The sequence below is a fragment of the Streptomyces sp. CoH27 genome (assembly GCF_020181035.1).
Classification (GTDB): Bacteria; Actinomycetota; Actinomycetes; order Streptomycetales; family Streptomycetaceae; genus Streptomyces; species Streptomyces camelliae.
Window position 1 is genome coordinate 247,287 of sequence record NZ_JAIQYY010000004.1, and the last position, 13,065, is coordinate 260,351.

General features: G+C 70.8%; 13 protein-coding genes. 11 read left to right on the forward strand and 2 right to left on the reverse strand.

Annotation, left to right across the window (positions count from 1 at the left end; all coding sequences use genetic code 11):
* The first annotated feature begins 64 nt into the window (after positions 1–64).
* Complete coding sequence (locus tag LE548_RS08205) at positions 65–547, forward strand: hypothetical protein (protein ID WP_225095990.1); 483 nt, start codon at positions 65–67, stop codon at positions 545–547.
* Between the two features lie 115 nt (positions 548–662).
* Entirely contained in the window at positions 663–1,310 is a 648-nt protein-coding gene (locus LE548_RS08210; protein WP_225095991.1) for a TetR family transcriptional regulator, read from the forward strand.
* Between the two features lie 313 nt (positions 1,311–1,623).
* Here the strand turns inward: LE548_RS08210 and LE548_RS08215 are convergent, their stop codons facing one another.
* Complete coding sequence (locus LE548_RS08215) at positions 1,624–3,237, reverse strand: MFS transporter (RefSeq protein WP_225095992.1); 1,614 nt, start codon at positions 3,235–3,237, stop codon at positions 1,624–1,626.
* 190 nt (positions 3,238–3,427) lie between these two features.
* On the opposite strand from LE548_RS08215, the gene LE548_RS08220 reads away from it, so the two are divergent.
* Both LE548_RS08220 and LE548_RS08225 read left to right on the forward strand, forming a co-directional pair.
* Positions 3,428–4,066, forward strand: coding sequence for a TetR/AcrR family transcriptional regulator (locus LE548_RS08220; RefSeq protein WP_225095993.1), 639 nt, complete (start codon positions 3,428–3,430; stop codon positions 4,064–4,066).
* A 65-nt stretch (positions 4,067–4,131) separates the two neighbouring features.
* Entirely contained in the window at positions 4,132–4,917 is a 786-nt protein-coding gene (locus LE548_RS08225; protein ID WP_225095994.1) for a DUF2993 domain-containing protein, read from the forward strand.
* A gap of 13 nt (positions 4,918–4,930) precedes the next feature.
* On the opposite strand, the gene LE548_RS08230 is transcribed toward LE548_RS08225, so the two are convergent.
* A complete protein-coding gene (locus LE548_RS08230) occupies positions 4,931–5,566 on the reverse strand; it encodes a TetR/AcrR family transcriptional regulator (protein WP_225095995.1) in 636 nt (211 codons plus the stop codon).
* 134 nt (positions 5,567–5,700) lie between these two features.
* Between LE548_RS08230 and LE548_RS08235 the strand changes: the two genes are divergently transcribed.
* The 7 genes from LE548_RS08235 to LE548_RS08265 all read left to right on the forward strand — a co-directional run bounded on the left by LE548_RS08235 (position 5,701) and on the right by LE548_RS08265 (position 13,015).
* A complete protein-coding gene (locus tag LE548_RS08235; protein ID WP_225095996.1) occupies positions 5,701–6,846 on the forward strand; it encodes a VOC family protein in 1,146 nt (381 codons plus the stop codon).
* A 29-nt stretch (positions 6,847–6,875) separates the two neighbouring features.
* Positions 6,876–7,814: a fumarylacetoacetate hydrolase family protein gene (locus LE548_RS08240; protein WP_225095997.1), complete on the forward strand. Its 939-nt coding sequence runs from the start codon at positions 6,876–6,878 to the stop codon at positions 7,812–7,814.
* Positions 7,815–7,834: 20 nt separating this feature from the next.
* Positions 7,835–9,433, forward strand: coding sequence for a bifunctional 3-(3-hydroxy-phenyl)propionate/3-hydroxycinnamic acid hydroxylase (locus LE548_RS08245; RefSeq protein WP_225095998.1), 1,599 nt, complete (start codon positions 7,835–7,837; stop codon positions 9,431–9,433).
* Positions 9,430–11,403, forward strand: coding sequence for an acetoacetate--CoA ligase (locus tag LE548_RS08250; protein ID WP_225095999.1), 1,974 nt, complete (start codon positions 9,430–9,432; stop codon positions 11,401–11,403). The genes LE548_RS08245 and LE548_RS08250 overlap by 4 nt, the downstream gene beginning before the upstream one ends.
* Entirely contained in the window at positions 11,400–11,753 is a 354-nt protein-coding gene (locus LE548_RS08255) for a DoxX family protein (protein WP_225096000.1), read from the forward strand. Before LE548_RS08250 ends, LE548_RS08255 begins: the two co-directional genes overlap by 4 nt.
* Before the next feature lie 78 nt (positions 11,754–11,831).
* A complete protein-coding gene (locus tag LE548_RS08260) occupies positions 11,832–12,512 on the forward strand; it encodes a SpoIIE family protein phosphatase (protein WP_374116036.1) in 681 nt (226 codons plus the stop codon).
* A gap of 47 nt (positions 12,513–12,559) precedes the next feature.
* Positions 12,560–13,015: an RpiB/LacA/LacB family sugar-phosphate isomerase gene (locus LE548_RS08265; RefSeq protein ID WP_225096001.1), complete on the forward strand. Its 456-nt coding sequence runs from the start codon at positions 12,560–12,562 to the stop codon at positions 13,013–13,015.
* The last annotated feature ends 50 nt before the right edge of the window (positions 13,016–13,065 follow it).

Here is a 13,065-nt window from a genome sequence, read left to right on the forward strand (position 1 = left end):
TCCACCGGCCGTCGAAACCCTGGCCGCGGCCAACCACCACATCCTCGGCGAGACCTTCCACTCCATGGCGGCGCTGCGCTACGGCCACCACGTCGCCAAGATCTCGGCCGCGCCGCGCTCGGCCGACGTCAAAGCCCTCACCGGTCGGCCCGTCGACCGGAAGGCCGGAGAGTCGGCACTGCGCGACCTCGTCGTGGACTTCTTCGCGCACAACAGCGCGGACTACGACATCAGGGCCCAACTGTGCACGGACATCGACCGCATGCCCGTGGAGGACGCCTCCGTCCTGTGGCCCGAGGAGCTGTCGGCGCACGAGGTCGTCGCGGTGCTGCATCTGCCCGCCCAGGACGCCTACAGCGACGCCCGCCGCCGCTACGCCGACGACGTCCTGTCCTTCAGTCCGTGGCACGCCCTGGAGGCCCACTGCCCGCTGGGCTCCATCATGCGCTCGCGCCGGGCCGCCTACCCTGCCTCCAGCGACTTCCGTCACCGCCTCAACGATGTGGAGCCGCAGGAGCCGTCCGACATCAAGGAGCTTCCTGCCTGATCCTCCCCGCCTGTCCTCCCGGCGTGATGTGCGGATGCGGCCGCAGATCGCGCCGGGCGCTCGCATGTCAGAATGGAGGCGCTCGTACGTCGTCCGGTCTTCATCGAGGTTCTCCGTGTCCCAGCCCGTCGGCCGCGTGCCACAGCGACGCAACGCACGGTCCAATCGGGCGCGCATCCTGGCCACCGCACGCCAGGAACTCGGACGGAACCCCGACATCACCCTGGAGGAGCTGGCCCGCGCCTCCGGTGTCGTCAGGCGCACCCTTTTCGGACACTTCCCCGGACGGGCGGCGCTCCTGGAGGCGCTGGCCGAGGAGGCTGCCGAAGCTCTTGAGACCGCCGTGGCGGTCGGGGCGCCGCCGACGGAGCCGGCCGAGCGGGCGCTCGCGCGATTCACCCTGTCGATCTGGCCGGTGGGCGACCGCTACCGGATGCTCTGGGCGCTCGCCCACCGTGACCTGGGCACGGAACGTGTCGACGAGATCCTCACGCCCGCCCGGGTCAGGGCCACCGCCATCGTGGAGTACGGACAGCGCGACGGCGTCTTCCACTCCCATCTGCCGCCCGCAGTGCTCGGCGCTGCCCTGGAGGCCATGACGGTCGCCCTCCTGGAGGAGGTCAACACCGGCACGTTCGAGGACGACGGCACCCGGGTGGCTGTCGCCACGCTCATCGCGGCAGGTGTCCCGGAGAAACAGGCGCGCGTCGTGGTCGACGAGGTGGTGGCCACGGCAACGGCGGAGGATGCCGTGGACGGCTGAGCCGCCGTGCGGCCGGCCAGGCAGAGGTCCGATCGGACCCCGGTGCACATGCACCGGGGTCTCGTCATAGGTGCCGCTGCTACTTCAGTGAACCGCTCCCATTCCGGCGGACCGCACTGGGAGCCGACGGCCAGTTGCGGCCGACCTGCTGACAGCCGGGGAAACCGCGGTTCTGTCCGGGTGCGGACAGCGAAAAAGGGACGGTGCCGGGCGTCCCCTCCCGGCACCGTCCGGGGCCGTGCGCCGCTCAGGCACGGCCCGTCCTTGGGTGGTGGAGGCCGGATCGGGTGTCCGGCCCGTCACCTCGTGGGGCTCAGGCGGCGCCCACGGACTCGGTCTCCTCCGGCGCGACCACCGTGTCCTGCTGGCGGTGCTTCCCGGTGTGCTTGCGGCCGGGCAGGACCGCGATGACGATCACGGCTCCGACGGCCATGATGATGCCGCCGATGAGGCTGGTGTGGGCGATGGCGTGGGCGAAGGACTCCTGGACGGCCGCGACCAGGGCCTGGGCCTGCTGGGCTCCGCCCTGCGGGTTCTTCGCGACCTGCTCCGCGACCGCGAGGCCGCCGCCCACCGAGTCCTTGGCGGTGCTCATCGCGGCGGCGGGGAGGTGGCCGCCGACCAGGTCGGTCAGCTTGTGCTTGTAGGACGTGGCGAGGAGCGAGCCGAGGATCGCGATGCCCAGGGAGCAACCGAGCTCCAGCGCGGTGTCGTTCGCACCGCCGCCGACGCCCAGTTCCGATTCGGGGAAGGAACCCATGATGGTGTCGGTGGCCGGGGACAGGCTCAGCCCGATCGCGAAGCCGAGCACCAGCAGGGAGGGCAGGAAGTCGGTGTACGTGGAGCCCGCCTCGACCCGGGTGAGCAGGACGACGCCCGCCGTGCCGAGCACCATGCCGACGCCCACCACCGCCTGCACACCGAGCTTCGGCGTCAGCTTCGCGGTCACGGCGGCGCCGACGAAGACGGCTCCGGCCAGCGGCAGCAGCCGTATACCGGTCTCCAGGGCGTCGTAGCCGAGGACGAACTGCAGGAACTGGGTGGAGTAGTAGATCGAGCCGAAGGTGCCGAAGAAGAAGAACAGCACCGCGAGCATCGAACCGGAGAAGGGGCGCTCGGTGAACTTGCGCACGTCCAGCATGGGGTTGGAGTGACGCAACTCCCAGGCGACGAAGGCCAGCAGGCCCACGCCGGCGACCACGGCCGCGGTGATCGGGCCGGCGCCCCAGCCGAAGTGCGGGCCCTCGATGGTCGCGTAGACCAGGCAGCCGACCGAGACGATCGACAGCAGACCACCGACGTAGTCGATGCGGCCCATGCCCTCGGCCCTGGACGGCGGCACGAGGAGCAGCGCCCCGATGACGCCGAGGACGGCGATGGGCACGTTCATCAGGAAGGTGGAGCCCCAGGCGTGGTGCTGGAGCAGCCAGCCGGCGGCCAGCGGGCCTGCGGCGATGGCGAGTCCGGAGGTGGCGGACCACGCGGTGATGGCCTTGGCGCGCTCGGACTTCGGGAAGATCGCGACGAGCAGGGACAGGGTGGCCGGCATGACGACGGCGGCGCCGACGCCCATGATCGCGCGGGCCGTGATGACCAGGTCGGTGTGATGGACCTGGCTGCCCATCACCGAGCCGCCCGCGAAGATCAGCAGACCCAGGACCAGGGCGCCACGGCGGCTGTACTTGTCGCCGATCGCACCCAGCACCAGCATCAGCGCGGCATACGGGACGGTGTAGCCGTCGATGACCCACTGCAGGTCACTGCTGGACAGGCCCAGGTCCCTCGTCATGTCCGGCGCCGCCACGATCAGCGACGTATTGGCCATGACGACGATCAGCAGGCTGAGGCACAGCACCAGCAGCGCCCACCAGCGCCGGGGGTACGGCCCCTTCATCTTCTCGACGGGGGTGGTGGCAAAGAGCGGCATCGAAAGCTCCTCGGCAGAGGCGAAGCAGAGGCTTCGGAGGTTCGTGGATCGGTGTGAGCGGTGCGGGCGCGGCCGGGAGCCTGCGAAGCACCGGGGCAGTTAATTGCCCATCGATGTGCAGGCTAGTTTATTGCCCATGGATGTGCAACTATCGAGGAGCCCCCTCCCACCGTCGACCGGAGATCCCCGCATGACCAGCGCACACGTGGCAGACAGCCCGGGACGCAGCCGCACCCGCATGACCCGGGCCCGGATCCTTGAGGCGGCCAGACAGGAACTCGGCCGTGACCCCGACAGCAGCCTCGGAGACATCGCGGAGGCCGCCGGCGTGGTGCGTCGTACGGTCTACGGCCACTTCAACGGCCGGGCCGCACTGGTGGAGGGGCTGGTGGAGGATGCCACGCAGGCGCTGCGGCGGGCGCTTGAGGTCCCCCATGCTTCCGAGCCGGATGCCGTCGCGGCTCTGGCGCGTTTCGTCCTCGCCGTGTGGCCTGTCGGTGGCCGTTACCGCATGCTGCTCCGCCTCGCTCCCCAGGATCTGGGGGCCGAACGGGTCGCCCAGGTGCTCGCACCCGCGCGCGAGACGGCGGCGACGATCATCGCCCAGGGGCAGCGGCAGGGGGTCTTCCAGAGCAGCGTCCCGGCCGATCCGCTGAGCCGGGCCCTGGAGGGCCATCTGCTAGGGCTCCTGGAGTGTGTGAACGCAGGGACGTGGACCGATGACGGCACGCACACTGCGACCGCCGCCCTGATCGCCATGGGCGTGGACCGCGACATCGCCGTCGCCTGCGTCCGACACCTCCGCCGGCCGGACCTCGCCGGTGCCTAGCTGCACATATCGGTTCCAGACACATAGCCCGAGAAGTTCCCGAGCACGTCCAGGAAAGGACGCTCATGTACCAGTCGCAGCCCTATGGCGAATTCGACAGTCGGTCCAGCTACGACGACGCCACTGTCTACGCGAGCCCGCCCCCTCCCGGGAGGCGACGCAGGATCGTCATCGCCGCGTCCCTGGCTGCGTTGCTGGTGGGCGCCGTCGTGGTCGACCGCACTGCCGCCGCCCATGCGGAGAGCCGTACGGCGGAGGCGTTCCAGGAGGGCATGGGCACATCTGACCAGCCTTCGGTGCACGTCAGCGGCTTTCCCGTGCTGACGCAGCTGGCCCGGGGCAGTCTGCGGCACGTCGAGATCACCGCCCGCGACATACCGGCCCGCGGCACGACCCGGCCGCTGCCGGTGACGAAGCTGACCGTCGGCCTCAACGGCCTCAAGACGTCGGGGAGCGCCAAGGAGGCCCATGCCCGCAGCGTCGATGCGACCGCCTTCGTGTCCTACGACGACCTGTCGAGTGCCCTCGGCGTACAGATCTCAGCGGGGGACAAGCCCGGACGGGTCGACGCCACGGTCGGCCTTCCGCTCGCCGGCGACGTCACCGTGAGCGCGGCCGTCTCGGCGGCCGACGGCAACAGCATCGCCTTCTCGGACATCCGCGTGGCCCAGGGCGAGTTGATCCCTCCAGCCAAGGCGCTGCTCGACAAGGCCCTGTCGAAGCCCGTCCCGCTTCAGAACATTCCGGAGGGGCTGCACCTTCGATCGGTGACCCCCACGGAGAGCGGCATCGATGCCCGCTTCACGGGAACGTCCGTCACCTTCCGCCCGAGCACGTCGCCCGCCGCGTAGACGTGCCAGGCGGTCAGTCGAGGGTGGGGAGGGGGCGCCGGGCGACCTCGTGGGCGTCGTCCGGCGGGACGCCCAGCATGCGCAGGACCATTTCTGCGAGGTTCACCGCCGCCTCTTCGCCGTCCACGTCGGGACGGGCGAATCTCAGCTCCACCATGGACAGCAGCGTTCCGCCCAATGCCGACAGCGCGACCGTCGGGTCGACGGCGGTGAAGCGGCCGGAGGCCATGCCGGCCTGGAGGTCGCGCAGCGCCCGGACGGCGAGGCCGTTGTCCGAGTGGATGTGGCCGAGGCCGCGGCGGCGCACGACCTGCATCAGCTCCGGATGGGACGCGGTCAGCCGTGCGCTGAGCCGGAATCCCGCCGCGACCAGCTCGGCCGGGTCGTCGATCCCCGCGAGGTGCTTGTCGAAGTTCTGGCCGAACTCCTCCAGGGCGTCCACCACGGCCGCCTCGAAAAGCTCCGTCTTCGACTCGAAGTGGTTGTAGAAGGAGCCGAATCCGACGTCGGCGCGCTCGGCGATCACCTGGATGCTGGCGCTGGTGTCACCGGTCTCGGCGAGGATCTGCCGGGCCGCGCGAATGAGCGCCCGCCGGGTCTCGGCGCGGCGCCGCTCGAACCGGTTGCTGGGCGGGGCTGACGTAGACATGCGCCGAGTCTAACGGCAGGGCGATGGCGATCGCAGTCCTGATGAATTCATCATTTCCTGCCGTGAACAGCTTGACGACAGAACTGTCACAGTTGATGATTTCCTCATTACGGCAATGTTGCTCGGAGGGCACCATGTCTGAAACCCGCAACAAGGGGGCCGTCGTCAAGACGGCCCACCAGGACCTCCACAGCGAGCAGGGCGCCCTGCGTGGCGAACATCCGGGCAGGTCCCGCAACCCGGTGATCAAGGTGGCCGACCTGGCCTGGCTGGAGTTCGAGAAGCCGGACCTCGACCGGGCCGAAGTCTTCGCCCGCGACTTCGGCTTCCAGGTCGCCGCGCGTACCGAGCGCGAGCTGTGGCTGCGTGGCACCTTCGCCGGCTCGCCCTGCATGGTGATCCGGCAGGGCCGCACCTCCCGATTCATCGGCCCGGCGTTCCGGGCTTCCGAGCGGGCAGACCTGGAGCGGCTGGCGTGCGCCACCGGTACCGACGTACGGGACGCGGACGTGCCCGGCGGTGGCAAGACGGTCGGCCTGCTGGACCCGTCAGGCTTCCCGGTGCGCGTGGTGCACTGCGGTGAACAGCTGCCAGAGCTCCCCGAGCAGCAGCCGCTGCTCCTCAACTTCGGCACCGACCACCGCCGTACGAATGCCGCGCAGCGGCCTCCGCGCGAGCCGTCCCGTATCCAGCGGCTGGGCCATGTGGTGCTGGAGACCCGAGTGTTCGGCCGGGCCCTCGACTGGTACCTGGACACCCTCGGAATGATCGTGTCCGACTTCCTGTTCCTGGACGGACAGCGCGACCGCGGGCCGACCATGGCGTTCATCCGCTGCGACCAGGGCAGCGTGCCGGCGGACCACCACACGCTGGCCATGCACCTGGGGCCGGGAACGGGGTACGTCCACTCCGCCTACCAGGTCACCGACCTGGACGCGATCGCCGTCGGTGGCGAATACCTCAAGGAGCGCGGATACAAGCGAAGTTGGGGGATCGGCCGGCATATCCAGGGCAGCCAGCTCTTCGACTACTGGCGCGACCCCGACCACTTCATGCTGGAGCACTTCGCCGACGGCGACCTGTTCTCCTGCGACGTCGAGCCCGGCTGGGCGCCGATGTCGACGAGCGGCCTCGCCCAGTGGGGACCGCCCGCCACCCGAGACTTCCTGGGCGCCAGTCCCTCTCCGCAGCGTGTCCGCGACGTCGTCCAGGCGCTGCGCGGCGACAACGAGCTGGACCCCGCCCGCCTGCTCGGCCTGCTCAAGGCCGCCAACTCCTGAGCCCGACTCCCCTCACAAAGGAACCGATCATGAGCACCAACGTCCTGCGCACCGCCGACGGCTGGTGGGCCGTCCGCGGCGACCGCGCCGTCCCCGTCGACACCAAGGCCGCCACCACCGCCGAACTGATGGCCGACCGCGTCGCCGTACGCGAGGCGACCCTCTCGGACGATGCGGGCACCCCCGTCGCCGACCTGGTCGCCCTCTCACCGGTCACCACCCCGTGCCGCGTGGTCGCCCAGATGGTCAACTACCGCAGCCACGCCCGTGATTCGGGCTTCACCGGCGACATCCCGCCCGCCTTCTTCCGCAAGGCGTCCGGCTCGGTCAGCGGCCCGGCACAGAGCATCGTCCGGCCTGCGCACGTGAAGTTCCTCGACTACGAGATCGAACTCGGCCTGGTCATGGGCGCACCGTTGCCCGTCGGCACCGTCGTCGAGGAACGCGACCTGCCGTCGTACGTCGCCGGTCTCGTGATCACCAACGACGTCAGCGCCCGTGACGTCCAGCTGACCAAGACGCAGTTCTACGAGAGCAAGTCGTACCCCACCTTCACGCCGACCGGTCCCTACCTGACCCTGCTGGAGCCGGAGGAGTTCGCCCATCTTCTCGACCTGCGGCTGAAGCTGTCGGTCAACGGCGAACTGCGCCAGGACCGCACCCTCGCCGACATGATCGTCCGCCCGGCACGGGCACTCACCCTGCTCGCCCGCTTCCAGAGCCTCGACCCGGGCGACCTGCTGCTGACCGGCACCCCCGGCGGCACCGCGCTCAAGGCCCCGCCGAAGGCTGTGGAGAAGATCGGCTCGCTGCTGCCCCCCGCCGCGAAGTGGAAGGCGTTCTTCAAGAGCCAGGCCCGCAACCCGCACTACCTGCGCACGGGTGACGTGATCACGGCGACGATCTCGACCCCGGACGGCCGGATGGACCTCGGTGAGCAGCGCACGCCCGTCACGGACGCCAAGTAGGGACCCGAGGTGAGCCGCACATGACCGCCGACCAGGCACCACCCCCGGACTCCGCACCGCACGCACCCGTCGTGATCATCGGCGCCGGGCCGGTGGGCGTGACCGCCGCCCTCCTGCTCGCCCGGCGCGGCGTCCGCACCGTCGTGCTGGAACGCCACCGGGAGGTGTACCCGCTTCCGCGCGCCGTCGCCACCGACGACGAGGTGTGCAGGATTCTCCAGGCGGCGGGCGTAGGAGAGGAGTTCGCCGCGATCTCCCGTCCCGCCAAGGGGCTGCGGCTGCTGGACGCCGGGCACCGGGTGATGGCCGAGTTCCGCCGCTCCGTGCACGGCCATCACGGCTACCCGCAGACCAGCATGTTCGACCAGCCCGAGCTGGAGCGTGTGCTGCGCGACGCCCTGGGCCGCACCCCTGAGTGCGAACTGCGGGGCGGAGTGGAGGTCACCGCCGTCGGCCCGGACACCACGGGTCCCGTGCGCGTGACCTACCGCGATGACAACGGCGAGCACCATCTGTGGGCAGAAGCGGTCCTCGGCTGCGACGGCGCGAACAGCCTCACCCGCGAGGCCATCGGCGCCGTGTGGGAGAACCTGCGCTTCGAGGAACGCTGGACGGTCATCGACGTCCGGACGAACGCCGACGTCCGCTGCTGGGAGGGCGTCGACCAGGTCTGTGACCCGGACCGGCCGGCGACCTTCATGCGTGTCGGCGAGGACCGCTACCGCTGGGAGTTCCGCCTGGGGGAGCGGGACGAGCCGGTCCGTGAGCTGGTCGCCCCGTGGGTGTCGCCCTCGTACGACGGAGACTTCGAGGTCGTCCGCAAGACGCAGTACACCTTCCGGGCGCGGGTCGCCGACCGGTGGCACGGTGGACGGGTCTTCCTCCTCGGCGACGCCGCCCACCTCACCCCGCCCTTCATCGGACAGGGGCTGTGCTCCGGCCTGCGGGATGCCTACAACCTCACCTGGAAGCTCGCCCGTGTCCTCCAGCAAGGCGCCGAGGAAAGCCTGTTGGAGACATACGAGAGCGAACGCAAGCCGCACGCACGGCACGTGATCCGGCTCGCGGTCGCCATGGGCTGGGCCATGACCGGCGGCCAGGACGGCGCCGCCGCGCTCCGCCGCAATCTCCTGGCCGTCGCGTGCCGCATCCCCGGCCTGGCCGAAGCGGCCGGCCGCGACCTCAGCCCGGCCCTGACCGCAGGGCCGCTCGTGCGGCGCCGTGCGCGCCGGGGTCTCGCGGGCACACATTGCCCGCAACCGTGGGTGAACGCCGACGGGCGGCGCAGCCGTCTCGACGAGGTGCTCGGCGACTCCTTCATCATCCTGACCGCCACCGACCCCTCGCCCTCGCTGACCGCGCTCGCCCACGGGCTCGGCGTCCGGGCGGTCCCCGTGACCGAGCTGCGTGACGACGGCACGCTCGCCGCCTGGCTGCGCGCCGGCCGGGCGGACGCCGCACTGCTGCGCCCCGACCGCGTCGTCCTGGACATCGTCCCGGCCGGCGGCCGGGGCTTCACGGACACCGCCACCTGGGCGCCCCTGCTGCACACCACGCGCGGACCCCATCCCTCCCCACGAACCGCCGAGAAAAGCCTGTTGAGGAGCGCCACACGATGACCAGGCCATATCCGGACCCCTTCACGATGCCCGACCCGCAGGCCGTCGCCGGCAGCCGCATCATGGACTTCGCCCGCCACGCCGGGCAGGACGGCACCGACTACGCCGCCCTGCACCACTGGTCGGTCACCGACCTGGAAGGCTTCTGGGGCGCGGTGTGGGACTACTTCGGCATCGACGCGGACACCCCGTACGCGTGCGTCCTGGCCGAGGAGACCATGCCGGGTGCCCGCTGGTTCCCGGGCGCCACCCTGAACTACGCCCAGCACGCCCTGCGTCATGTGCCGGACGACGGTGTGGCGGTCATCGCGCTGGACGAGACCGGCTCGGGGTACCAGGTGACGGGGAAGCAGTTGCGCTCCCTGGTCGCCTCGGTGGCCGCGACGCTGCGCGACCTGGGTGTGGGGCCGGGCGATCGGGTGGCGGGCTATCTGCCCAACACCCCGCACGCGATCGTCGCGTTCCTGGCCGCCGCGAGCCTGGGCGCTGTGTGGTCGGTGTGCGGACAGGACTATGCGCCCAGGGCTGCCGCCGACCGCTTCGCCCAGCTCGAACCCACCGTGCTGATCGCGGCCGACGGCTATCTCTTCAACAGCACCGTCCACGACCGCCGCGAGGCAGCCCTCGAACTGGCCAAGTCCCTCCCGACGCTGAAGGCCACGCTGCTGGTCGATCATGTGGGTCTGCCCTGGCCCGAGGGCTCCTGTCCGTCCCTGGTCATCCCGTGGGAGGACGCTTCCACCCGCACCGAGGAACTCACCTGCGTGCCGGTGCCGTTCGACCACCCCCTGTGGGTCGTGTTCTCCTCCGGCACCACCGGCCTGCCCAAGGGCATCGTCCACGGCCATGGCGGCGTGCTGCTGGAACATCTGAAGACCCTCGGCCTGCACTCCGACCTCGGCCCCGGTGACCGCCTCCTGTGGTACACCACCACCCACTGGATGATGTGGAACCTGGTCGCCTCCACCCTGCTGACAGGCGCCACGACCTGCACGTACGACGGCAGCCCGGCGCCGCACGCCAAGCCCGACGTCCTGTGGGAGCTGGCCGCGCGCCACCGGGTGGCCGTCTTCGGCACCAGCCCGCAGTACCTGCTGGGCATAGCCAAGTTCGGCATCGACCCGTCCGTGCACGACCTGTCATCCGTCCGCGTGGTCGGCTGCACCGGCTCCGCCCTGCCCGCCTCCGCCTACCCCTGGGTCCGCGATCACGTCGGCGACCACGTGCTGCTCGTCTCCATCAGCGGCGGCACGGACGTGGTGTCCGGCTTCGCCGGCAGCGCGCCCAACACACCCGTGTGGGCAGGTGAGTTGTCCGCGCCTCACCTCGGCGTGGCCCTGAGCGCGTACGACGCCGAGGGCCTCCCGGTCACCGACCAGGTCGGTGAACTGGTCGTCACGCGCCCCATGCCGTCGATGCCGCTGTCCTTCTGGAACGACCCCGACGGCACCCGCTACCGCGACGCCTACTTCTCCACCTACCCCGGCGTCTGGCGCCACGGCGACTGGATCACGGTCACGGGACACGGCTCGGTGATCGTCCACGGCCGGAGCGACAGCACGCTGAACCGCAACGGCGTGCGCCTGGGCAGCGCCGACATCCACGACGTCGTCGAACGCCTCCCCGAGATCGCCGAGGCCCTGGTCATCGGTGCGGAGGAGCCCGACGGCGGCTACTGGATGCCGCTGTTCGTCGTGCCGGCCGCCGGAGTGACCGTGGACGACGTCCTCCGAGAGAAGATCAAGGAGGCCATCCGCACCGGCGCCTCACCCCGTCACGTCCCCGACGAGATCATCGAAGTGCCTGGAATCCCGCACACCCGGACCGGCAAGAAGCTGGAGGTCCCGGTCAAACGCCTGCTGCAGGGCGCGCCGGTCGAGCAGGTCCTCAACCCCGCTGCGGTGGACGCTCCCGACCTCATCGAACACTTCGCCCGCCTGGGGGCCGAACGGCGGGAACGGTCGGCATGACGACCGTGCACGTCATCCTCGCCGTCGCGTCGGCCGCGGTTTTCCTCCCGCTCGGTCTGGCGAAGCTCGCCGCGGTGCCGTTCATGCGCCGGGCGGCGGCGCACCTCGGCATGACGACCGGCCTCTACCGGGTTGTCGGCTCCCTGGAGGCGGCCGGAGCCGTCGGGCTCCTGCTCGGACTGGCAGTGGTTCCACTCGGGTTGGCCTCCGCGGCAGGGCTCGCGCTGCTCATGGCCGCGGCCGTGATGGTGCACCTGCGCCATGGAGACCCGCCGGTACGGGCCGTGCCCGCCGCTGTCCTGGCCCTGGCAGTGATGGCATACGCCGGGGCGGCGGTGGCCGCCGGCTGACGGAGCGGGATGTGTACGGCCTGATGAGGAGGTCCGTCGACCGGTCACGGGTTTCCCGTCGGGCGTAACGTCGACAGTGTGGACCTCACGGCCGACGGCCTCGTGCGCCGTGCCGTACATGAGCTTGCCCCGCAGGCGGACGAGCTGATCGTGGACGTGGCGCGGCGCCTGCGGAGCGAGGTTCCCGAGCTGTGGGACGACCCGCACCTGGTCCGCATGACCTCCGAGAACATCGCCGAGCACGTCCGTGGCGTCCTGGCCGGCCTGGAACTCGGCATCGAGCCGAGCGGCATAGAGCCGCCGTCGGCCGCCGCGGAGCGTGCGCGTGAGCTGGCCCGGCGCGGCATTTCCGTCACCGTGATGGGGCATGTGCTGCCCGCCGTGGTGACCCGCGACGGAACGGCCGACCTACTCGACCTGCCGCCCGGCCCGCCTCTGGGCCTGGGCGGCCTGCCGTTCGAAGCGACGGACATCGACCTGCCCGAGGGCAGCCTGCTCGCCCTGTACACCGACGGCCTCATCGAAGCCCGCGACCACGATCTTGAGATGGGTATCAATCTGCTGCGTCACGCTCTCGCCCAGCCCTCCGCCTCCCTGGAGGACGCCTGCGACATCGTGCTCCAGTCCCTCTTGCCGACTGATCACTCCCACGACGACGTCGCCCTGCTGCTGGCCCGCACACCGGGGCCCGTTCGAATCGGACTGCTCCGCCGTACGCTGCGGGAGAAGACTGCGCTGCAACGTGATGTCCGCAATTGATGTCATCGAGCTATCGAGCTCTCCGACCTGCGAGGATAGAGTCGCACATGATCATCTCCGTCTCCTCCGACATGGACGAACCCGTGGCCCGGCTCCTCCTCGCCGAGCTGGAGAAGCGCGGCCACGAGGTGCGGGCGCACGGTGCGCTGCGGCCCGGGGCCGACCCCCAGTGGGCCGTGTGCTCCGAGGCGGCAGCCCGGGACGTGGCAGAGGGTGTCGCCGACCAGGCCGTGGTGTGCTGCTGGACCGGTACGGGCGCGTCCATCGCGGCCAACAAGGTGCCCGGCGTCCGCGCGGCCCTGTGCACGGACGCCGGGACGGCGGACGGCGCCCGCCGCTGGAACGACGCCAACGTCCTCGCGCTCAGCCTGCGCCTGACCTCGGGACCGCTGCTGACGGAGATCCTCGACGCCTGGTTCGCCGCCGAGCCCAGCGAGGACCCCGAGGACCGGCAGAACGTGGCCCGCGTCGGCCGCCTGGACGCCGCCCGGAAGAACTCCTAGGGGCATACGGCGGGCCGGGGCTGTCAGGGGCGGGGCCGAACCGGCTCGGG

Coding starts and splice junctions, on each gene's coding strand:
- LE548_RS08205 (WP_225095990.1), top strand. CDS start 65: ATGGCGGCGCTGCGCTACGGCCACCACGTCGCCAAGATCTCGGCCGCG.
- LE548_RS08230 (WP_225095995.1), bottom strand. CDS start 5,566: ATGTCTACGTCAGCCCCGCCCAGCAACCGGTTCGAGCGGCGCCGCGCC.
- LE548_RS08240 (WP_225095997.1), top strand. CDS start 6,876: ATGAGCACCAACGTCCTGCGCACCGCCGACGGCTGGTGGGCCGTCCGC.
- LE548_RS08265 (WP_225096001.1), top strand. CDS start 12,560: ATGATCATCTCCGTCTCCTCCGACATGGACGAACCCGTGGCCCGGCTC.
- LE548_RS08235 (WP_225095996.1), top strand. CDS start 5,701: ATGTCTGAAACCCGCAACAAGGGGGCCGTCGTCAAGACGGCCCACCAG.
- LE548_RS08255 (WP_225096000.1), top strand. CDS start 11,400: ATGACGACCGTGCACGTCATCCTCGCCGTCGCGTCGGCCGCGGTTTTC.
- LE548_RS08220 (WP_225095993.1), top strand. CDS start 3,428: ATGACCAGCGCACACGTGGCAGACAGCCCGGGACGCAGCCGCACCCGC.
- LE548_RS08215 (WP_225095992.1), bottom strand. CDS start 3,237: ATGCCGCTCTTTGCCACCACCCCCGTCGAGAAGATGAAGGGGCCGTAC.
- LE548_RS08245 (WP_225095998.1), top strand. CDS start 7,835: ATGACCGCCGACCAGGCACCACCCCCGGACTCCGCACCGCACGCACCC.
- LE548_RS08225 (WP_225095994.1), top strand. CDS start 4,132: ATGTACCAGTCGCAGCCCTATGGCGAATTCGACAGTCGGTCCAGCTAC.
- LE548_RS08250 (WP_225095999.1), top strand. CDS start 9,430: ATGACCAGGCCATATCCGGACCCCTTCACGATGCCCGACCCGCAGGCC.